Below are 20097 nucleotides of genomic sequence, written 5' to 3'. Positions count from 1 at the left end.
CCGGCGAGCCGTGACTCGCCGAATGCGACACGCAGCCACCCGTTTCGGAGAGACTAGAAAGCGGCCTCGTCCAGCTTCATGATGTCGTTGTCGAGGGTCTCGAGGACCGCGCGCACACCGCTCAGCAGCGGCAGCTTGTTCTTCGCGAACCAGGAGGCGACACCGACCTTGCCGGTGTAGAAGTTCTGATCCTTGTCCGCCGCACCGGCGTCCAGCGCGGCCTGCGCGATGGCGGCCTGCTCCAGCAGTCGCCACGCGATGACGAGATCGCCCACGGCGTACAGGAATCGGACCGAGCCCAGGCCGACCTTGTAGACCTCGTCGACCTGCTGCTGCGCGGCCATCAGGTAGCTGGTCAGCGTGGCCGCCATGGCCTGCACGTCGGCCAGGGCCGCGCCGAGCAGTTCGCGCTCGACCTTGAACCGGTCGGGGCCGCCGTCGACGAACTTCTGGATCAGGCCCGAGACGTGACCGAGCGCCACGCCCTTGTCGCGAATGATCTTGCGGAAGAAGAAGTCCTGCGCCTGGATGGCAGTGGTGCCCTCGTACAGCGAATCGATCTTGCAGTCGCGGATGTACTGCTCGATCGGGTAGTCCTGCAGGTAGCCCGAACCGCCCAGGGTCTGCAGCGATTCGGTGAGGCTCTCGTAGGCGCGGTCGGAGCCGCAGCCCTTGACGATGGGCAGCAGCAGATCGTTGACCCGCTCGGCCAGTTCGGCGTCGACGCCGTAATTCGCCTGTGCCACATCGGCGTTCTGGTAGGAGGCGCAGTACATGTACAGCGCGCGCAGGCCCTCGGCGTACGCCTTCTGGGTGGCCAGCGAGCGGCGCACGTCCGGGTGGTGGGTGATGGTGACGCGCGGCGCGGCCTTGTCGGCCATCTGGGTCAGATCGGCGCCCTGCACGCGCTGCTTGGCGTACTCGAGCGCGTTCAGGTAGCCGGTCGACAGCGCGCCGGTGGCCTTGGTGCCCACCATCATTCGCGCGTTCTCGATGACCTTGAACATCTGCGCGATGCCGTTGTGCACGCCGCCCACCAGGTAGCCGACGGCCGGCTTGGCGCCACCGAAGGTGATCTCACAGGTGGGCGAGGACTTGATGCCCATCTTGTGCTCGACGCCGGTGACCAGCGCACCGTTCTTCTCACCCAGCGCCATGGTCTCGGTGTCGAACAGGAAGCGCGGCACCACGAACAGCGACAGGCCCTTGGTGCCGGGGCCGGCGCCCTCGGGGCGGGCCAGCACCAGGTGGAAGATGTTCTCGGCGGTGTCGCCCACGTCGCCGCCGGAGATGAAGCGCTTGACGCCCTCGATGTGCCAGGTGCCGTCGGCCTGCTCGACGGCCTTGGTGCGGCCCATGCCGACATCGGAGCCCGCGTCGGGCTCGGTCAGCACCATCGTTCCGCCCCAACGGTTTTCCCACGCGTGGGTGGCCCACTTGCGCTGCTGCTCGGTGCCCTCGTCGAAGAGCACCTTGTGCATGAGCGGGCCCATGTTGAAGAAGGAGGCCGAGTTGTTGGCGGCCACGATCATCTCCTGGATGCCCCAGATGAGAGCGTTGGGCGCGGGTACCCCGCCCATGTCCTCGGACATGCCCAGCCCCGAGTAGCCCGCCTCGTTGACCGCGGCCACGGTCTTCTTCAGCGATTCCGGCACGGTGATGGTGTGCTGGTCGGGGAGGAACTCGACCGGATTGCGGTCGGCATCGACGAAGGAGTCCGCGATCGGCCCCTCCGCCAGGCGCTTCGCCTCGGCGAGCATCTCCCGCGCGGTGTCGGCGTCCAGGTCGCCGTAGGCGCCCTGGTCCAGCAGTTCCCCGATGCCCAGTACCTCGAACAAGTTGAACTCGATGTCTCGTAGGTTCGCCTTGTAATGGGACACGGAAGGGCCTCCTCGGCTGAGTCTCGAAGATCAAGAGATGTGGAACGATCCGAAAGAGCGTCGCGACGCTCGTGCGAAGGTTGCCGTACGCCTGTCCCGTTACGCAAGCGTAGGGAAGCCGCTCGCGCCGAGAAGCCCATCACAATGGGCGGAAACCCCGAAAAGTTAACCGTGCCGTTATGCGCTCGACCGCGTCGAACGCCCGTACAGTTCCTTGGCCTGCGCCGGAGTGACCGTGACGGGATTCACCGGAACCCCGGCTCGCATGTGCTCCGAGAGCAGCCGGGCGGTCGTCTTGCCGATGCCGTGGCGGGCCACCCGCAGTTTCAGGTTGTCGTTCTTCAGCACGGCCATGGCCGCGCGCACGGCCGGCGGATAGGCCGCGTCGAGCACCCCGGGCTGATCGAAACCGCCGGTGACGCGCATCCATTCGGGCAGCGTGGCAATGGCCGCCGGGGCCACCAGCCGGCTGCCCGCCCACAGCTTGATGCCCTTCTCGCTGGGCGTGAACAGCAGGTAGTGCATGCCGCGGCGGGCGCGCTCGGAACTGCACAGCCGCGCCCGGACCTGCGCGAAGTATTCGCGCACCTCGGCGCGCGAGGTCGGGACGTTCTCGGGTTTGCAGGTCTGCAGTTCCGCCGCGATGACGCATTCCCGCCAGTACTGCTGCTCTTCCTCGGGTGTCAGCGGGCCGGGCCCGTACATCTCGTAGCACTTGAGCACCGAATGCCAGCCGGTGACGTGAATCCACAGCTGCGAGTCGGGATTGTTTGCGCTGTAACGCTTTCCGCTGATCGGCTCGATGCCGGTGGCCTTGGCGTGCACCTGCATGAGGTGCTCGGACGCCTCGACGGCCATGCGGCTGTCGGCCACGGCGGCGATGAGGAAGTAGGCGAAGGTGTGATCGAGCCGCCCGCGCGGATCGCTGTAGATGCCACCGACATCCGCGACGGCGGCGGTCAGATCCGGGTCGAAGTGCTCGAGGGTGACCGCCCGCTGGAAACCGATCAGCGCGGTCGGCGCGGTCCACACCTTCCAGGTCGGCGAACCGGGTCCGAAGAAGCCGTAATCGACCTCGCGGATGGTGCGCGCGGGCGCGTCGAACTGGGGACGTGACGTCACATCAGTCATCGTCTCTGCTCCTTTGCAGTCGATGGCCAGGCCATTCATTCACGAATGTAGCATTCGCTCAGGGGTTCATCTCGTACTGGCCCGCCAGGGCCGTGACCTGCTCCAACACCCGTGCGAAGCGGGTATCCGAGGGGATCGGGCGGCGGACCAGGTCCAGGGCGCGGGTCTGCTGCGCCCTGGTGGCGGCGGGCTTGGTATGCAGGGTCAGGGCGTGGCGGGAGAACTCGCGCACGAACAGGTCGAACAGCTGGTCCAGCACGGCCTCGTCGGCGCCCGCGATCTCGGCCTGTTCCAGGATGAGCTGGGCGTACGGGAGGGTGGTGAACAGCTCGCCGAGGGCGAAGAGGAAATCGACGTCCTGCTGCTGGGCGGCGGTCGGGGTGGCGGCGGCCAGCAGGGCCTGGAAGGCGAGGGCCTGTTCCAGGAAGACCGCGACATTCGGGATGTGCGCGAACTTCTCGAACACCGCACGCCAATCTGTGAACCGAATCTTGCCCAGGCCACTGCTCGGGCCCTGCCGGAACAGGAACTCGTCGTCGGCGCTGTCGCGTCGGGTCGGCACGGGAGCGTGTGCGGCACGGGCGAATTCGACCTTCAGCGCAGGCACGGCCTTGACGGCCGGAGCAGCATGCCGGCTGGTCCAGCTCAGCGCACCCGACACCGCGCGCACCGCGCCCTTGGGGGCGACGCCCGCGCCGGGCAGGTAGCGCAGCGCCGCGAGCGCGGCATCGGCGGGATGGAACATGAAGTTGGGCATGAACTTCAGCGACAGCGCCATGTTCACGTGCACCGTGCCCTCCAGGCGCGGCAGCCCGAACATGCCGGTCATGGCCATCGGGAAGTACATGTCGTTCTCGAAGCCGCGCGCGGCGATGACATCGGCGAGATCCTCGTACAGCTGCTGCCCATGCCGGGTGACCGACATCTTCTCGATGGCGTTGAACAGCAGATACCGCCGGTCGTCGGCATTGGCGCTGCGCATGTAGTCGATGGCGCGCTCGCTGTAGAGCTTCATGCCGATCAGCCGCGCGAAGCTGTCCGCGAGCAGCGATTTCACCTGCGGGAACTCGGTCACGCGGTGCCCGAACAGGATTCGGCCGTGCGCGTGGGTGACGGCCTCGAACATGGCGTGCTCACACGCGCCGACCGCCCCGAAGCCGAGGTTGAACTTGCCGACGTTGACAGTGTTCATGGCGGCGTCGAAGGCCGCCCGTCCGGTGTGCAGGATGTCGGCTTCGGCGACCGGATAGTCGTCGAGATCGAAAGCGGCGACGTACATCTGGGAGTCGACGACGTTCTTGCGCAGCTTGTAGTTCTTGTGCCGGGAGTCGGCGGCGAAGAACAGGTAGCCGGAGTACTCCTCGTCGGTCATCGTCCGCAGGAAGTCCGAGGAGTCGATGATCGGCTTGTCGGCGCGGCGGCCGAACACCGACACCATGCCCGCCAGATTGCCGTTGCCGATGTAGTACTTGCCGCCGGTGGCCGAGTAGCCGCCGCCCGGCGTGGGCGACAGCACCATATCCGTGGAGTAGATGTCCGCGCCGTGCTCCTGTTCGGAGAGCCCGAACGCGAAGATCTCGCCGGACTCCAGCAGGGCGGCGGCCCGGGCCTTCGCTTCGGCATTGGCGCTCTGCCAGATCGGGCCGAGGCCCAGGATCGTCACCTGCCAGACGTACCAGTACTGCATGCCGTAGAAGCCGAGGATCTTGCTCATCATGGCGATGCGCGCGGTGTCCCAGCGCTTGTTCGGATCGCCGCCGGCCTGCGCGGCCGGGGTCAGGAAGGTCGCGAAGACGCGTTCGCGCTTGACGAAGTCCAGGAAATCGGCGTACCAGACCCGGTCCCGGCTCTCGGCCAGCAGCCGGACCTTGCCGAAGGCTTCGAAATAGTCGACGGTGGCGCGCAGCAGCCGCCGGGTCTCCGCGTCGAACTCGGTGAATTCGCAGGTCTTCGGGTTGAACAGGGTCTGGGTCATCGGGCTTCGTCTCCTCCGGCCGGGGAGCGTCGGCGTCTCCCCCGGATACTTTCCTTCGTGAATGTAGCATTTTTGTTCGCAGCCGTAGGAAACGATCTTGTTACCCGTTCGGACCTGCCGTTCCACCGACCGCGGGCACTGCTATCGTCGGTGCGCATGGGTACCGATTCGGCGATACGACCACGCCAGCGCGCGCGGCATCTGGGTCCCGAACGCCGGCGCCCGCAGGTCCTCGACACCGCGTTGGAGATCGCCGTCGCCGACGGCATCGCCGCGGTCACCATCGCCGCCGTGGCCGACCGCATGAAGGTGACGCGGCCCGTGGTCTACGCCTGCTTCACCGATCGGGTCGAACTGCTGCAGGCGCTGATCCAGCGCGAGGAGGAGTACCTGGTGGCGGGCATCCTGGATGTGCTGCCGCGCCGCCGGGTCGAGGCCGACGAGGCGGTGTTCGTCGAGGGCTTCCGGGCGCTCCTGCACACCGTGTCCCAACGGCCCGACAGCTGGCGGCTGCTGTACGGCAATCCCGATCCGGCCGTGGCGGATTCGTTCGGCAAGGGCCGGCTGCTCGCGGTGCAGCGCTGCGCCCGGCGGCTGCGACCGACCTTGAAGGCGTGGGGCACCGCCGACGCGGAGCGCAAGCTTTCAGCGCTGGTCGAGCTGTGGGTCTCCGCCGGGGAGGGCGCGGTCCGCACCCTGCTCACCGACCCGGGCGAATGGACGCCGGACACCCTGGGCGAGTTCGTCGGCGCGGCCGTCTACCGCGCCCTGCGGCACGCCTGAGCCACGCGCCAGCACACCTGCCCGAACCCGGCCGCACCCGCAATCCGATGGCTACGATGGGAAACGGACCATCGGTCAATGCGGGAGACGGCAATGACGTTCTATCGGCAGGTCGGTTCGGTGCCACCCAAGCGGCACACCCAGCATCGGGACGCGCAGGGGCGGCTCTATTACGAAGAGCTGATGGGAGAAGAGGGCTTCTCCGGCGATTCCTCGCTGCTCTATCACCGGGGATTGCCTCCGGCCATTGTGGATTCGTCGGTGTGGGTACTGCCCGAGCAGCGCCTCTACCCGAACCATCCACTGCGGCATCGGCATCTGAAACTGCACGAGCTGTTCCTCGGCGACAAAGCGGGCGACAGCGATGTGGTCACCGGGCGGCGGCTGCTGCTCGGCAATGCCGACGTCCGCATCTCGTATGTGGCGGCGCTGCGCGAGTCGGCGCTGTATCGCAATGCCGTCGGCGACGAGCTGGCCTATATCGAATCCGGTTCGGGCCGGGTGGAAACCGTGTTCGGGACGCTGCCGGTGCGCCAGGGCCATCAGGTGCTGCTGCCGCGCGCCACCACGCATCGCTGGATTCCGGACGGCCCGGAACCGTTGCGCGCCTACATCATCGAGGGCACCGGGCACATCACGCCGCCGCAGCGGTATCTGTCGAAGTACGGTCAGCTGCTCGAGCACGCGCCCTACTGCGAGCGGGATCTGCACGGGCCGACCGAACTCGCCCAGGCCGAGGGCGAGAATGTCGAGGTGCTGGTCAAGCACCGGCCCGCCGGTGAGATCGTGGGCACCAGCCTGGTCTACGCGACCCATCCCTTCGACGTGGTGGGCTGGGACGGCTGCCTGTACCCGTTCACCTTCGACATCGCCGATTTCGAACCCATCACCGGGCGCGTGCATCAGCCGCCGCCGGCGCATCAGGCGTTCGCCGGGCAGAACTTCGTGATCTGCAATTTCGTGCCGCGCAAGGTGGACTACCATCCGCTGTCGATACCGGTGCCCTACTACCACTCCAATGTGGACTCCGACGAGATCATGTTCTATTGCGGCGGAAACTACGAGGCGCGCAAGGGATCCGGGATCGGGCAGGGTTCGGTGTCGGTGCATCCGGGCGGGTACGCGCACGGACCGCAGCCGGGGGCCTACGAACGCAGTATCGGGTTGGAGTTCTTCGACGAGCTGGCCGTCATGGTGGACACCTTCCACCCGTTGCGGCTGGGTGAGGGCGCGCTGGCCTGTGAGGATCCCGGCTACGCGTGGACGTGGTCGGGTCGCGGGCCGAGTCAGTGGATTTGAGCGGGGACAAGGTGATGGGGAAGGTGACCGGGGATATGAGTAGTCGCGTGCGCATCGACGTGCCCGAGGGTTCCGGGTTCGGTCCGACGCACCTGCCGTACTGCGTGTTCCGGCCGCTGGGCGAGGAGCCCAGGGTGGGTGCGCGATTGGGCGATTCGATCATCGATCTGGCGGTGGCGCTGGACGATCCGATGTTCCATCAGCCCAGCCTGAACGCCTTCATGACGCAGGGCCCGGAGTGCTGGCGCGAGGTGCGCGAGCGGGTGACGGCCGCCGCGGAATCCGAACTGCCCGCGGCGGCCGTGCACGCGGTGCGCTCGGTGCGGCTGGATCTGCCGGTGGAGATCGGCGACTACGTCGATTTCTACGCCAGCCTCGATCACGCCACCGCCATGGGCCGCATGCTGCGGCCCACCGGCGAACCGCTGCTGCCGAATTGGCGGCATCTGCCGGTGGGATATCACGGGCGCGCGGGCACCGTGGTGGTGTCCGGCACCGAGGTGGTGCGACCGCACGGGCAACGCAAGACCGATTCGGGCACACCGGATTTCGGGCCGAGTCGCCGCCTGGACATCGAGGCCGAGCTGGGTTTCCTGGTGGGTTCGGGATCGGAACTCGGAAAGCCTATCGCCGCAGGGGATTTCGCCGAGCACGTGTTCGGCGTGGCGCTGGTGAACGACTGGTCGGCGCGCGACATCCAGGCGTGGGAGGGGCAGCCGCTGGGTCCGTTCCTGGGCAAGTCCTTCGCGACCTCGCTGTCGGCATGGGTGACGCCGCTCGACGCCTTGACCGAGGCGCGGATTCCGCTGCCCGCGCAGGAGCCCGAACCGCTGCCGTATCTGCGCGACAGCGCGGCCTGGGGATTGGATATCGAACTGCGCGTGGAGTGGAACGATCAGTTGGTCTCCACGCCTCCGTTCCGGCGCATGTACTGGTCGCCCGCGCAGATGCTGGCGCACATGACGGTGAACGGGGCGTCGACGCGCACCGGCGATCTCTTCGCATCGGGCACCATTTCCGGGGCCGAGCGCGGCGAGCGCGGATCGCTGATGGAATTGACCTGGGGCGGTACCGAACCCGTGGAGTTGAACGGCGTGGGCCGGACCTTCCTCGAGGACGGCGACGAGGTGGTCATCACCGCCACCGCCCCGGCGATCGGCGGCGGCCGCCTGCGACTCGGCGAGGTGCGCGGCCGCATCGCGAAAGCTGTCTAGCCGCCCACCATTAACCATTCAATAGCCATGGGCTATGCCCATGAGCATGGTCACTTAACCTGCCGAGCGGTAGACCAGGAGCGTTACCGTTCCGACGTCTGATGACTGTCGGAGGGTTGCGTCAATGTTGACCAGTTCTGCCCGGTTCGCCATGGCACGCCCCCGCGCGGTCCTGGTCGCCGCGCTGTTGCTGATGCTGGTGTGCGGCGGCTTCGGGGCCACCGTGAAATCCCACATGGTCGGCGGCGGCTATCTGACCGACTCGCTGGAGTCGGTGCGCGCCAACGATTTCATCACCGAGAACTTCCCCGGCGGCAATCCGAACCTCATCGTCATGGTGAGCGGTGACGGCGGCGTCAACAGCCCCGAGGTGCGCGCCGAGGCGCAACGCGTCACCGGCGAACTCGGCGGCGACCCGAATGTGACCGGCGTGCAGTCCTATTGGACCAACCTCGCCACCCGCTCCGATCTGGCCACCGCGCTGAAGAGCAAGGACGGCAAGCGCGGGCTGATCCTGGCCACCGTCACCGGCACCGATACCGAGGTGCAGAACCGGGCCGCCGACATCTCGGCGCGGCTCGACGGCGACCACGACGGCGTCGAAGTGCGCGTCGGCGGCATGGCCGGCACCTTCGCCGACATCAACCATCAGGTGGAAAAGGATCTGGTGCTGGCCGAGGCCATCGCGGTGCCGGTGTCGGCGCTGCTGCTGGTGCTGGTGTTCGGCAGCGTGATCGCGGCGCTGCTGCCGGTGGGCGTGGGCCTGTTCGCGATCGCCGCGACCATGGGCATTCTGCGCGGGCTCACCACGGTCATGGACGTGTCGATCTTCGCGCTCAATATGACCAGTGCGCTGGGGTTGGCCCTGGCCATCGACTACAGCCTGTTCCTCGTCAGCCGCTACCGCGAGGAGCTGGCCAATGGCCTGGATACCCGCGCGGCGATTCTGCGGTCGGTGCAGACCGCGGGCCGCACGGTCGTGTTCTCCGGGTTGACCGTCGCGCTGGCGCTGGCCGCGCTGGCGGTGTTCCCGCAGCCGTTCTTCAAGTCCTTCGCGTACGCCGGGGTGGCGGTGGTGGCCGCGGCCGTGGGCGCGTCGGTGCTGCTGCTGCCCGCCGCGCTGGTCCTGCTCGGCGATCGGGTGAATGCCTGGGATCTGCGGAAACCGGTGCGCCGCTGGCTCGGTCGCGGCGAGCCCGCACCGCGACCGATCGAGGCGACCTTCTGGTATCGCCTGGTCACCGGTGTGATGAAGCGGGCGCTGCCGGTGGCGGTGGTCGCGGCGGCGGTGCTGCTGGCGCTCGGATCCCCGTTCCTGCGAGCGCATTTCGGCACGCCCGACGATCGGGTGATCGGCACCTTCGCCTCCAGCCGTCAGGTCGGTGACGCGCTGCGGCAGGATTTCAACGCCGATATGGCGGCCAGTGCCGTGGCGGTGCTGCCCGGCTTCCACGGCGACGCCAAGGCGATCGGCGCGTACGCCGAAAAGCTGTCCGAGGTACCGGGTGTCGCGGCGGTGCTGTCGGGCGACGGCGTGTACGCGACCGGCACCAAGATGGCGGCCGGCGTCCCGCAGATGATCGGTCCGAACGGCACGTATCTCTCGGTCGGCACCAGGATCGCGCCCTACTCCCCCGAGGGCAAACAGCAACTCGCGGCCCTGCGCGCGGTGCCCGCACCCGGCCCCGTGCTCTTCGGCGGCGCGGCGGCCCTGAACGAGGACACCATGGATTCGGTCATCAGCCGAATCCCGTTGGCGGCCGGTCTGATCGCGATCATCACGCTGATCCTGCTGTTCCTGTTCACCGGTAGCGTGGTGCTCCCGGTGAAGGCGCTGCTGCTGAACATGCTCTCGCTGACCGCCACCTTCGGCGCGATGATCTGGATCTTCGAACAGGGCCACCTGTCGAGCCTGCTCGGCTTCACCTCGACCGGCAGCCTCGACCTGTTCATGCCGATCCTCATGTTCTGCCTGGCCTTCGGCATGTCCATGGACTACGAGGTCTTCCTGCTGTCGCGTATTCGCGAGGAGTGGCTCACCTCCGACCGCGGCCCCGCGGCCAACACCCGCTCGGTCGCCCTCGGCGTAGCCCGCACCGGCCGAATCTTCACCGCCGCCGCGGGCCTGATGGCGGTCGTGCTCCTGGCCGTAGCCACCTCCGAAGTCGCCCCCATGAAACTCTTCGGCATCGGCCTGGCCCTAGCGGTGGTCTCCGACGCCACCGTCATCCGCGGCCTACTGGCCCCGGCCCTCATGCGCCTGATGTCCACCGGCAACTGGTGGTCCCCGAAACCACTTGCGGCCCTGCACAAGCGGATCGGATTGGAGGAGTCAGCGCCGGTAACCGAGGGCGACCGCACCGGCGCAGACCACCACCACGACGCCCATGACGCCGAGGCCGACGCCCATGCTGCCGGCGAAGGCGGCCGTATGGTGAGCACCCTCCCCCACGTCTGACGCCATCCATACTCACCGATCAGGAGTGAATCAGCGGCTTGTTCGCGCTTGCTTCCAGATCTGCAGCAGGCAACCGGATTTCGCGGTGTGGAAGCGGAGACGATATGGGTGGCTCCGGCATGGCCACCAGGGTTTCGGCGGATTCCGCGCCCGGCGGGATCGGCAGAATATTCGCCAGCTGCCGGCCACCGTAGTCGAGCAGATGGAACTGAGAGCCCTTGATCCGCAGCGTCGTTTCGATCCGCTGCACCACCGCGGTGGTGCGCAGGTCCGGCGCGACGAACTTCGGAAGTTCGGTAAACCCGTGCGCCGCCGCGTATTCCGCGTATTCCGCGTCGGTGACCCGCCGTACCCGCTCCGCGATTCCCGGAATGTCTCCCGGTTCGGGCTCCTCGTAGTGCACCGACGACAGGATCGCGCGCGGTCTCCCACTTCGATTCGAGATCGCGCAGCCACCCCAGGTTGGAGGTGTCGCGCATCCGTCTCACGGAATATCCGGCATTCCGCCACCCATTCGTGGTCAGCAGGGACTCGCGATACGACGGCGGCAGCGTCCGCCCGATTCGCGCCTCGGCGGCGGCGAGGTCGGACTCGCTCGCGGGCGCGAAACCGAGCCACCGGCCCCGCACCACCTCCGGTTCCACCGTCCCCGGCTCCGAGCCGCGGATCCACTCCTCGCTCCACCGGGACAACCACGGTTTCCACTCCACGTCGACAGGCCCTTTCCGCCGGGTACCGGATCGACGGTAATCAGGGGCACCGACAGCGGGGTATCGGAAATGTGTCCTAATCCGGTGTTCGGGGGGCGGTGGCGGCGCGGCCTGCGTCGACGATGGCAACGAAGTGGTTGAGGTCGGTGATCAGGGTTTCGACGGAATCCGGTGCGCCGCCGTCGTCGTGGTGGTGGAGCCAGTCGGCGATGAGTTCGAACATGCCGCCTATGGTGGCGAGGGCTAGGGGCAGGAGGGACGGGGCGTCGGTCGTGTTCGCTTGGAGCCATTGGTGTTTCATGAACTCGGCGGCCCAGCGGCGGTTGCGGCGGCGCTGGGCTTCCACGGCCGGGGAGATGCCGCCCGCCTCGCCGAAGGTGACCTTGGCCAGGCGGGGGTCGTCGGCGATGGCGTGGACGAAGGCCGCGATGATGGCGGCGCGCTGGGTGGGCCAGTCGCGGCCGGCGACCTCGGCGGCCGCCTCGGCGACGCGTTGCTGGATGCCCGTGGTGATCTGTTCGAGCAGGGCGGTGTAGCAGGCCTCCTTGCTGTCGAAGTGATCGTAGAAGCCCTTGGTGCCCACGTAGGCGTGCTGGCAGATCTGCTCGATCGAGGTCAGCGAATAGCTTTGGCGGGCAAACAGTTCGGTGGCGGCGGCGAGCAGTTGGCGGCGGCGCTGGGCGCTGCGCTCGTCGGCGTCGAGGCCGCGGATGCGACGCCGCACGGGTGTCCGGTCGGTCGGCGCGGCAGATTTGCTGCGGGACATGCCTAGACGATAGCCAACAGTATTTCAGAAAGACATCTTGTTGGTAACTGGAGTCCGTGTTGTAATCGCTGTCACGTCGATGAGAAGGGAACAGAGACGTGGCAATCAATGGGGATCGCCGAGCGCGGGGCAGGCGGCTGCTCGCGGCCGCCCTCGCGACGGCACTGACCGCCGCCTCGGCCGTGCTGCTCGGGGCCGCCGGTGCGGGAACGGCTGCGGCACAACCACAACCGGTGAATGTGGATCCGTTCTATCAGGCGCCCGACGGGTTCGAGTCCACCGCGCCCGGTACCGTGCTGCGCACCCGCGAGGTGCAGCTGGCGGTGCTCACCGTCCTGCCGGTGCACGTGCGGTCCTGGCAGCTGCTCTACCGCACCACCGACCTGTTCGGGCAGCCGACGGTCGCGGCCACCACGGTGGCGATTCCGGAGGGGGCCAACACTTCTCACGGCCGGCCACTGGTCTCTCATCAGTTCTTCTACGACAGCACCTCACCGGCGTGCGCGCCGTCGTACGTGCTGCAGCAGGGCGGCGGGCTGCCCGCGTTGGAGGGCATCCACTCGACGGTCGAATACCTGGAGCTGGCCGCCTCGATCAGCCAGGGTTACGCCATCAACGTGCCCGACTACGAGGGTCTGAACGGGCACCTCGCCGTCGCCAAGGAACCCGGCTACATGATTCTCGACAGCGTGCGCGCCGCCGAGAGCTTCCAGCCGCTGGGCCTGGACGGCGCGAATACGCCTGTCGCCCTGTGGGGTTACTCCGGCGGCGGCATGGGCAGCGGCTGGGCGGCGGAGATGCAGCCGAGCTACGCGCCGGAGCTGAACGTCAAGGCCATCGCCATGGGCGCGCCCGTCTCGGATGTCGAATCCCTGTTGCACGTCAACGGTTCCATGTTCGCCAGCCTGATCGGCGTCGGCATCGCGTCGCTGCGCAACGCGTACCCGAAGTTCGCCGAGACCACCGACAAGTATCTGACGCCGGAGGGCCGGGCCATCATGGACCGCACCGCCGGCCAGTGTTTGGTGCGCAATGTGCTGAACCTGATGTTCACCGACTACCAGCGCATGCTGACCATCCCGATCGCGGATTTCCTGGCGCTGCCGGAGATCAAGGAGGTCTTCGATTCCACCGTGCTGGGCAGCAATCCGCCGACCGCGCCGACCATGGTCTACCAGGGCGTCTACGACGAGGCGGTGCCGTGGTACACCAACGACCGCCTGGTCCAGCAGTGGTGTGACGGTGGAACTTCCGTGTACTACAAGCGCGATCACCTCAGCGAGCATCTGACGCTGACCACGCTCGGCATGGCCGACGCCTTCAACTGGATCAAGTCGCGGCTGGCGCCCGGCGCGGCCGATCCGGTGGGTTGCCGGACCGACAATGTGATCAGCATGGACGCGCTGACGACGCAGACCGAGATCGCGTTGAACGCCGCTTTCGGCGCCCTCGGCTGGCCGATCGGACCGCAAGAGCGCTGATCGGACCGGATCGTATATTCCACGGTCCCGGGGCGTTCGCGTCCCGGGACCGGGTATGGTCGGCTGGAAAGTACGTATTGCCAACGGGGGCTCGCACCAGCGGGCTGAGAGGACGGCTAGGGCCGTCGACCGTATGAACCTGACCGGGTAATGCCGGCGTAGGGAGGATTCGAATGTCATCCAGCCGTGTCTCCAGCAGCCCTGTGTCCACTGGCAAGAGCGGGCCCGTCGACACCGTGACAACCGGCCCCATCGAGGGCAGTGTCAAGCACTACGAACAGGTCGAGGCCGACGGCACGATCCTGAACGTCCCGGTGCGGCGCATCAACCTCACCAATGGCGAGCATTTCGACGTGTACGACACCTCCGGCCCGTACACCGACGCCACCGCCACCATCGACCTCGAGGCCGGGCTGCCCAAGCTGCGCGACGCCTGGGACAAGCCGCAGGTCGACGGCCCGCCGACCCAGCTGAACTGGGCGCGCCAGGGCATCGTCACCAAGGAGATGGCGTATATCGCCGCGCGCGAAGGCGTTTCGCCCGAACTGGTGCGTGACGAGGTGGCCGCCGGTCGCGCCGTCATTCCCGCCAACCACCGCCATCCCGAGTCCGAGCCGATGATCATCGGCAAGAAGTTCGCGGTGAAGATCAATGCGAACATCGGCAACTCGGCCGTGAGCTCCTCCATCGCCGAGGAGGTGGAGAAGATGGTGTGGGCCACCCGCTGGGGCGCCGACACCATCATGGATCTGTCCACCGGCAAGAACATTCACGAGACCCGCGAGTGGATCCTGCGCAACTCCCCCGTCCCGGTCGGCACCGTGCCGATCTACCAGGCGCTGGAGAAGGTCAACGGCGATCCCACCAAGCTGACCTGGGAGATCTACCGCGACACCGTGATCGAGCAGGCCGAGCAGGGCGTCGACTACATGACGGTGCACGCGGGCGTGCTGCTGCGCTACGTGCCGCTGGCCGCCAAGCGCGTCACCGGCATCGTCTCGCGCGGCGGGTCGATCATGGCCGCGTGGTGTCTGGCGCATCATCAGGAATCGTTCCTGTACACCAACTTCGCCGAGCTGTGCGAGATCCTCGCGAAGTACGACATCACCTTCTCCCTCGGTGACGGCCTGCGCCCCGGCTCCATCGCGGACGCCAACGACGAGGCCCAGTTCGCCGAGCTGCGCACCCTGGGCGAGCTCACCAAGATCGCGAAATCCTATGGCGTGCAGGTGATGATCGAGGGCCCCGGCCACGTGCCCATGCACAAGATCGTGGAGAACGTGCGGCTGGAGGAGGAGCTCTGTGAGGAGGCTCCGTTCTACACCCTCGGCCCGCTGGCCACCGATATCGCGCCCGCCTACGACCACATCACCTCGGCCATCGGCGCGGCCATCATCGCCCAGGCCGGCACCGCCATGCTCTGCTACGTGACGCCCAAGGAACACCTGGGCCTGCCCAACCGTGACGACGTGAAGGTCGGCGTGATCACCTACAAGATCGCCGCCCACTCCGCCGACCTGGCCAAGCAGCACCCGCGCGCCCAGGACCGCGACAACGCGCTGTCCAAGGCCCGCTTCGAGTTCCGCTGGACCGACCAGTTCAACCTCTCGCTGGATCCCGACACCGCGCGGGAGTACCACGACGAGACGCTGCCGGCCGAGCCCGCCAAAACCGCGCACTTCTGCTCCATGTGCGGCCCGAAGTTCTGCTCCATGCGCATCTCGCAGGACGTCCGCGACTACGCCGAGAAGCACGGCCTCACCGACGTGAACGCCATCGAGGCGGGCATGGCGGAGAAGTCCGCGGAATTCGCCGACGCGGGCAACAAGGTCTACCTGCCCGTCGTCTGACGACACCGAATCCGATTCGGGGCGGGCGGCTTTCGAGCCGCCCGCCCCGAACTCGTTTCAGGCGCGGCTGGAAATCTGCTGCACCGACCAGCTGTTGCCGTCCGGATCGTCGAAGAAGATGAACCCGCTGTTGTCCAGCGGGTCGGCATCGGGGTTGGTGGGTCCGGGCAGCACCTGGATGTCCGTGACGTCGACCCCGCGCGCGACCAGCTCGGCGTGCGCCCGTCGCAGATCCGGGACGACCAGTTGCAAGCCCTCGAGGTAGCCGGGCTCCATCTTCGGAACCGCGCCCTCCCCGATGACAATGGAGCAGCCCGACCCGGGCGGCGTCAGCTGGCAGATGCGCATGCCCTCGCTGGGCCGCACGTCGTGGTCGACATGGAAGCCGAGCTTGTTGGAGTAGAAATCCTTGGCGCGGTCGACGTCGGAGACCGGGACGATGACCACTTCGAGAGTCCAGTTCATGACAGATCCTTCCGATCAGGGGCGTTCACCGGGAAGTCGGAGCCGAGTCACGGAAATCATCATGGTTCAGCGAGGCTGCCATCGATGGGCGAATTCGCCCGGAGTGGGCGGCGGGCCGGGGAGGCCGGTGGTGGCGGCGAGGCCGTCGATCAGCAGGGTGAGCACGCGGAGGCGGAGTTGGCGGGTGCGGTCGGCATCGGGAACTGTGATGGCGGCGCAGGATTCGAGGATGAGGCCGAAGTCCGCGACATCGATCTCCGGTCGCAGTCGCCCGGATTCCCGTGCCCGGCGCAGGATCTCGGCATTGAGTTCGGCCGAGCGCCGCACTTCGGGGAGAATCGACTCGTCCGGGGTGAAGGTGCCGGCCAGATGCACGACCAGCGAGTGCACGTCGGCTTCGACCACGCGGTGCAGGAAGTCGACCAGCACGGCCCAGCCGTCGGAGTTCTCCAGTGCCGCTTCGGCTTCGGTGTTGTAGCGCCGCAGCCCGTCGTAGCAGAGGGTGCGCAGTAGCTGTTCCTTGCTCGGGTAGCGGCGGTACAGGGCGCTGATACCGACCCCGGCGCGTTCCGCGACCGCCGAGATCGGGGCCTTGGGTTCGGCGAGGAAGACGTCGCGGGCCGCGGCCAGGATGAGTTCGTCATTGCGGGCGGCCTGCGCCTTGCGGCCGGGCAGGGCGCGCTGAGCTGCGGGTTCGGCTGTCTTCGGCATGAATCCGAGAATACCACTTGAACGGAATGATCCGTTCCGCTATCTTTAAAACAGAACGAAACATTCCGTTCCAATAAGGAGAGCATCATGACCGCCATCCGCCCCTTCCGCATCGACGTCCCCCAGGCCCGGCTCGACGATCTGGACGCGCGGCTGCGCAAGGCGCTGTGGCCGAACGAGCTGCCGGGCGTGGGCGACTCCTACGGCGTCACCGTCGACCGGGTGCGCGGGCTCGCGCAGTACTGGCTGGAAGAATTCGATTGGCGGGCACTGGAATCCGAGCTCAACGCCTACCCGCAGTTCACCACCGAGATCGACGGCGAGGACATCCACTTCCTGCATGTCCGCTCACCCCGGGCCGACGCCGTCCCGGCCGTGCTCATCCACGGCTGGCCCGGGTCGATCCTCGAGTACCTGGACGTCATCGAGCCGCTGACCAACCCCGAAGACGCGGCGGCCCCGGCCTTTCACCTGGTCATCCCGTCGCTGCCGGGCTTCGGCTTCTCCGGGCCGACCCGCAGCGCCGGTTGGGGCACCCGCCGCACCGCCCGCGCCTTCGTCGACCTCATGGTCCGGCTCGGCTACCAGCGCTTCGCCGCGATCGGCAATGACGCGGGCTCGATGGTCGCACCGGAGATGGCCCGCATCGCCCCCGAGCACCTGATGGGAATCCATGTGACACAGCTGTTCTCGTTCCCCTCCGGCGATCCGGCGGAGATGGCGGAGCTGTCGGAGGAGGACATGGCGGCGCTGGGGCATCTGCAGTGGTTCATGGACAACAAGTTCACTTTCAACACCCTGCACAGCCAGCAGCCGCAGACCCTGGCCTTCGCCACCTCGGATTCACCCATCGGCCTGCTGGGCTGGAATTCCCAGCTCATGGGCGAGAGCCTGGACGCGCGGTTCGTCATCGGCAATGTGGCGATCTACTGGCTGACCGGCACCGCCGCCTCCTCGATCCGCTTCTACTGGGAGGACGCCCACGACACCGAGCGCACGCCGGGCCCGACCACCGTGCCGACCGGTCTGGCCATGTTCAAGGGCGACTTCCAGTCCATCCGCCGCTTCGCCGACCGCGACCACAAGAACATCGCCAGCTGGCATGCCTACGACGCGAATTCGTCCCGCTCCACCAGCCCCAACGACGCGGCCGGGCACTACGCCGCACACGAGGCGACCGACATCCTGGTCGCCGACATTCGAGAGTTCTTCGCTCGCCTGAGCTGATCTCGCATGTTCGCGAGACGCGCGGCGATGTTCCCGGCCGGCTGCCGTTGGTGTACTGGATTCACCTTCCCGACAACGAATTTCACGAGGTGAGAGCCATGAAGGTAGCCATTTTCGGAGCCACCGGGACCGTCGGTCGCCACGTCGTCGCCCGCGCGCTGGCGGCCGGACATCAGGTCACCATCCTGACCCGCGACGCCGCCCATGTCGCCGCACCCCACGAGCGGCTGCGGGTCGAGGTCGGCGACGTCCTCGACCCGGCCGCCGTGGAGCGCACGGTCATCGGCCAGGACGCGGTGATCGTCACCCTGGGCGCGGGCCGCAAGGGCGTGGTCCGCGCCGAGGGCACCCGCACCATCATCGAGGCCATGGACCGCACCGGCGTCAAACGCCTGATCTGCCAGTCCTCCCTGGGTGTCGGCGACAGCCGCGGCAACCTGAACTTCGTCTGGAAATACCTCATGTTCGGCATGCTGCTGCGCCAGGCGTACGCCGACCACGAGGCGCAGGAGCGCTACGTCCGGTCCAGCGATCTCGACTGGACCATCGTGCGCCCCAGCGCCTTCACCGACGGCCCCGCTACCGGCGGCTACCGGCGCGGCTTCCCCGCCACCGAAACCGGTCTCGCCCTGAAGATCTCGCGTGCGGACATCGCGGATTTCCTCGTCGAGCAGCTCACCGACGACACGTATGTCCGTCGCACACCGGGCATTTCGAATTGAGGCCCGAGCGGGTTCAGGCGCGATCGAACCAGCTGACCTGTGCGCCGGTGTCGAACTGCCGGCGCTCGGTGACGGTGAAGCGGGTCGGCTGGAAGTTGCCGGCGAAGGCCGGCACGCCGCCGCCCGCGATCACCGGGTAGCTCTTGACGATCAGTCGATCGATCTCGCCGAGCAGACTGCCGGCCAGTTTGCCACCGCCGCAGAGCCAGATGTCCATGCCCTCTTGCCTTTTCAGCTCCCTGACCAGCGCCACCGGATCGCTGTTCACCACCTCGACCCGCGGATGGTCCGCGGGGGCGAGGGTGGTAGAGAAGACGTACTGCTTCAAATGCGGATAGGGGTCGACGCCCTGGGCGAGGGCGGGCTCGTAGGTGCCGCGACCCATGAGAACGGTGTCCCACTGCTTGTTCGGAGTGTCCAGCGGCAGACCCAGCGGCTCGCGAACGTGGGCGGGCACAGACTCGGGGTAGTGCTCGCCGATCCAGGCCATCATGTCCGCGCACATCGGAAAGAAATCGAATTCGCCCTGCGGGCCCGCGATGTAGCCGTCGAGGGAGACCGCCACGTAGTAGACAAGCTTTCGCATTCAGACCACCTCAGTTGTAGTACTCTGATCGAACCGGTTGAAAGTTAGTACTACAGATGGAGTGGTGTCAAGTGGTTCGGACCAATCCGGAACGGCGCAATGCCCTGCTGGACGCATCGATCGAGGTCCTGGCGCGGGAAGGGGCGCGCGGCCTCACCTTCCGTGCGGTCGATCAGGAGGCGGGCGTCCCCGCCGGCACCGCCTCCAACTACTTCCCCAACCGCGACGCCCTGCTCGTCCAGACCGGCAACCGCTACTACGAGCGCCTGCTCCCCAGCGACGAGGCCCTCGCGAAATCACGCGGCCCGCAGACCCGCGAGACCATGACCGCCCTCATGACCGAGGTGGTCGACCGCGTGTCCCACTTCCGCGCCGGCTACCTCGCCAGCCTCGAGCTGCGCCTGGAAGCCACCCGCCGCCCCGAACTCCAAGCGCTGCTCACCGAACGCGTCCGCGCCGACCTCGACTTCAATATCGCCAACTACCGTGAATCCGGCCTCCCCGGCGACGAAAACGCCGTCATCACCCTCTATCTCGCCCTCAATTGGCTCATTCTCGACCGCCTCACCCTCCCAGGCATTTTCGACGAGCACCAAGCCGCCGATCTGGTTCGCACCCTGGTCGACCGCGCCCTACCTCAGCAGTAGCGCGGATGGCGACAGGATGATTCAGAAGCCGAAGATCTCTGCGAGGGTGATGGATTCGTCGTCCCAGCGGAGTTCCAGGGTGCGGCGCTCGGAGTCGGGGAGGGCGGGGTGCCAGCCAGATCTGCGCCAGAAGGCTTCGCGGTGGTCATCGCTGAGGGGGTGTGGGGTGTCCATGGAGGGATCCCTGGATCG

At 67.3% G+C, this 20097-nt stretch carries 18 protein-coding genes, 1 pseudogene and 1 riboswitch; of the genes and pseudogenes, 9 read left to right on the top strand and 10 right to left on the bottom strand.

Annotated features, from left to right (window positions below; all coding sequences use genetic code 11):
- Nucleotides 1-53: 53 nt before the first annotated feature.
- The 3 genes from D7D52_RS29315 to D7D52_RS29305 all read right to left on the bottom strand — a co-directional run bounded on the left by D7D52_RS29315 (nt 54) and on the right by D7D52_RS29305 (nt 4986).
- Nucleotides 54-1880, bottom strand: a complete 1827-nt coding sequence (locus tag D7D52_RS29315; RefSeq protein WP_120741513.1) for an acyl-CoA dehydrogenase — start codon at nt 1878-1880, stop codon at nt 54-56.
- A gap of 177 nt (nt 1881-2057) precedes the next feature.
- Nucleotides 2058-3011, bottom strand: a complete 954-nt coding sequence (locus D7D52_RS29310) for an oxygenase MpaB family protein (protein WP_120741511.1) — start codon at nt 3009-3011, stop codon at nt 2058-2060.
- 58 nt (nt 3012-3069) lie between these two features.
- Nucleotides 3070-4986, bottom strand: a complete 1917-nt coding sequence (locus D7D52_RS29305; protein ID WP_120741509.1) for an acyl-CoA dehydrogenase family protein — start codon at nt 4984-4986, stop codon at nt 3070-3072.
- A 156-nt stretch (nt 4987-5142) separates the two neighbouring features.
- On the opposite strand from D7D52_RS29305, the gene D7D52_RS29300 reads away from it, so the two are divergent.
- The 4 genes from D7D52_RS29300 (at nt 5143) to D7D52_RS29285 (ending at nt 10740) form a co-directional block, all read left to right on the top strand.
- Nucleotides 5143-5769, top strand: coding sequence for a TetR/AcrR family transcriptional regulator (locus tag D7D52_RS29300; protein WP_120741507.1), 627 nt, complete (start codon nt 5143-5145; stop codon nt 5767-5769).
- Between the two features lie 93 nt (nt 5770-5862).
- On the top strand, nt 5863-7068 hold the full coding sequence (locus tag D7D52_RS29295) for a homogentisate 1,2-dioxygenase (RefSeq protein WP_120741505.1): 1206 nt from the start codon (nt 5863-5865) through the stop codon (nt 7066-7068).
- A gap of 35 nt (nt 7069-7103) precedes the next feature.
- Nucleotides 7104-8282 carry a fumarylacetoacetase gene (fahA, locus tag D7D52_RS29290; protein WP_120744545.1) on the top strand — a complete coding sequence of 393 codons (1179 nt, stop codon included), beginning with the start codon at nt 7104-7106 and terminating at the stop codon, nt 8280-8282.
- Between the two features lie 124 nt (nt 8283-8406).
- The gene (locus D7D52_RS29285) at nt 8407-10740 is read left to right on the top strand and encodes an MMPL family transporter (protein WP_120741503.1); all 2334 of its coding nucleotides are present in this window, start codon (nt 8407-8409) and stop codon (nt 10738-10740) included.
- A gap of 19 nt (nt 10741-10759) precedes the next feature.
- Here the strand turns inward: D7D52_RS29285 and D7D52_RS38135 are convergent, their stop codons facing one another.
- From D7D52_RS38135 to D7D52_RS29270, 3 genes and pseudogenes are all read right to left on the bottom strand, one after another.
- Nucleotides 10760-11143, bottom strand: coding sequence for a hypothetical protein (locus D7D52_RS38135; protein ID WP_162958632.1), 384 nt, complete (start codon nt 11141-11143; stop codon nt 10760-10762).
- Nucleotides 11144-11240: 97 nt separating this feature from the next.
- Nucleotides 11241-11369: pseudogene (locus D7D52_RS39520) on the bottom strand (SMI1/KNR4 family protein); the annotation flags it as partial.
- 157 nt (nt 11370-11526) lie between these two features.
- Nucleotides 11527-12216: a TetR/AcrR family transcriptional regulator gene (locus D7D52_RS29270; RefSeq protein ID WP_120741501.1), complete on the bottom strand. Its 690-nt coding sequence runs from the start codon at nt 12214-12216 to the stop codon at nt 11527-11529.
- A 98-nt stretch (nt 12217-12314) separates the two neighbouring features.
- Here D7D52_RS29270 and D7D52_RS29265 point away from each other — a divergent pair, with 98 nt between their 5' ends.
- A complete protein-coding gene (locus D7D52_RS29265) occupies nt 12315-13697 on the top strand; it encodes a lipase family protein (RefSeq protein ID WP_120741499.1) in 1383 nt (460 codons plus the stop codon).
- Nucleotides 13698-13770: 73 nt separating this feature from the next.
- Nucleotides 13771-13879, top strand: a riboswitch (TPP riboswitch).
- Nucleotides 13871-15547, top strand: coding sequence for a phosphomethylpyrimidine synthase ThiC (thiC, locus tag D7D52_RS29260; protein ID WP_120741497.1), 1677 nt, complete (start codon nt 13871-13873; stop codon nt 15545-15547). Its footprint overlaps the riboswitch before it by 9 nt.
- Nucleotides 15548-15604: 57 nt before the next feature.
- Here thiC and D7D52_RS29255 read toward each other — a convergent pair whose 3' ends face one another.
- Together D7D52_RS29255 and D7D52_RS29250 are read right to left on the bottom strand one after the other, a co-directional pair.
- Nucleotides 15605-16012, bottom strand: a complete 408-nt coding sequence (locus D7D52_RS29255; protein ID WP_120741495.1) for a VOC family protein — start codon at nt 16010-16012, stop codon at nt 15605-15607.
- A 66-nt stretch (nt 16013-16078) separates the two neighbouring features.
- Complete coding sequence (locus tag D7D52_RS29250) at nt 16079-16723, bottom strand: TetR/AcrR family transcriptional regulator (RefSeq protein ID WP_120741493.1); 645 nt, start codon at nt 16721-16723, stop codon at nt 16079-16081.
- 87 nt (nt 16724-16810) lie between these two features.
- Between D7D52_RS29250 and D7D52_RS29245 the strand changes: the two genes are divergently transcribed.
- Together D7D52_RS29245 and D7D52_RS29240 are read left to right on the top strand one after the other, a co-directional pair.
- Nucleotides 16811-17950, top strand: coding sequence for an epoxide hydrolase family protein (locus D7D52_RS29245; RefSeq protein ID WP_120741491.1), 1140 nt, complete (start codon nt 16811-16813; stop codon nt 17948-17950).
- Nucleotides 17951-18048: 98 nt separating this feature from the next.
- Complete coding sequence (locus D7D52_RS29240; protein WP_120744544.1) at nt 18049-18672, top strand: NAD(P)-dependent oxidoreductase; 624 nt, start codon at nt 18049-18051, stop codon at nt 18670-18672.
- A gap of 13 nt (nt 18673-18685) precedes the next feature.
- On the opposite strand, the gene D7D52_RS29235 is transcribed toward D7D52_RS29240, so the two are convergent.
- Nucleotides 18686-19258, bottom strand: coding sequence for a dihydrofolate reductase family protein (locus D7D52_RS29235; RefSeq protein WP_120741489.1), 573 nt, complete (start codon nt 19256-19258; stop codon nt 18686-18688).
- A 71-nt stretch (nt 19259-19329) separates the two neighbouring features.
- On the opposite strand from D7D52_RS29235, the gene D7D52_RS29230 reads away from it, so the two are divergent.
- Nucleotides 19330-19905 carry a TetR/AcrR family transcriptional regulator gene (locus tag D7D52_RS29230; protein ID WP_120744543.1) on the top strand — a complete coding sequence of 192 codons (576 nt, stop codon included), beginning with the start codon at nt 19330-19332 and terminating at the stop codon, nt 19903-19905.
- Between the two features lie 21 nt (nt 19906-19926).
- Here the strand turns inward: D7D52_RS29230 and D7D52_RS38130 are convergent, their stop codons facing one another.
- A complete protein-coding gene (locus tag D7D52_RS38130; protein WP_162958631.1) occupies nt 19927-20079 on the bottom strand; it encodes a hypothetical protein in 153 nt (50 codons plus the stop codon).
- Nucleotides 20080-20097: the final 18 nt, after the last annotated feature.

The organism is Nocardia yunnanensis (assembly GCF_003626895.1).
In the GTDB taxonomy this organism is placed as follows: Bacteria; Actinomycetota; Actinomycetes; order Mycobacteriales; family Mycobacteriaceae; genus Nocardia; species Nocardia yunnanensis.
This window is presented reverse-complemented; position numbering and strand designations above follow the sequence as displayed.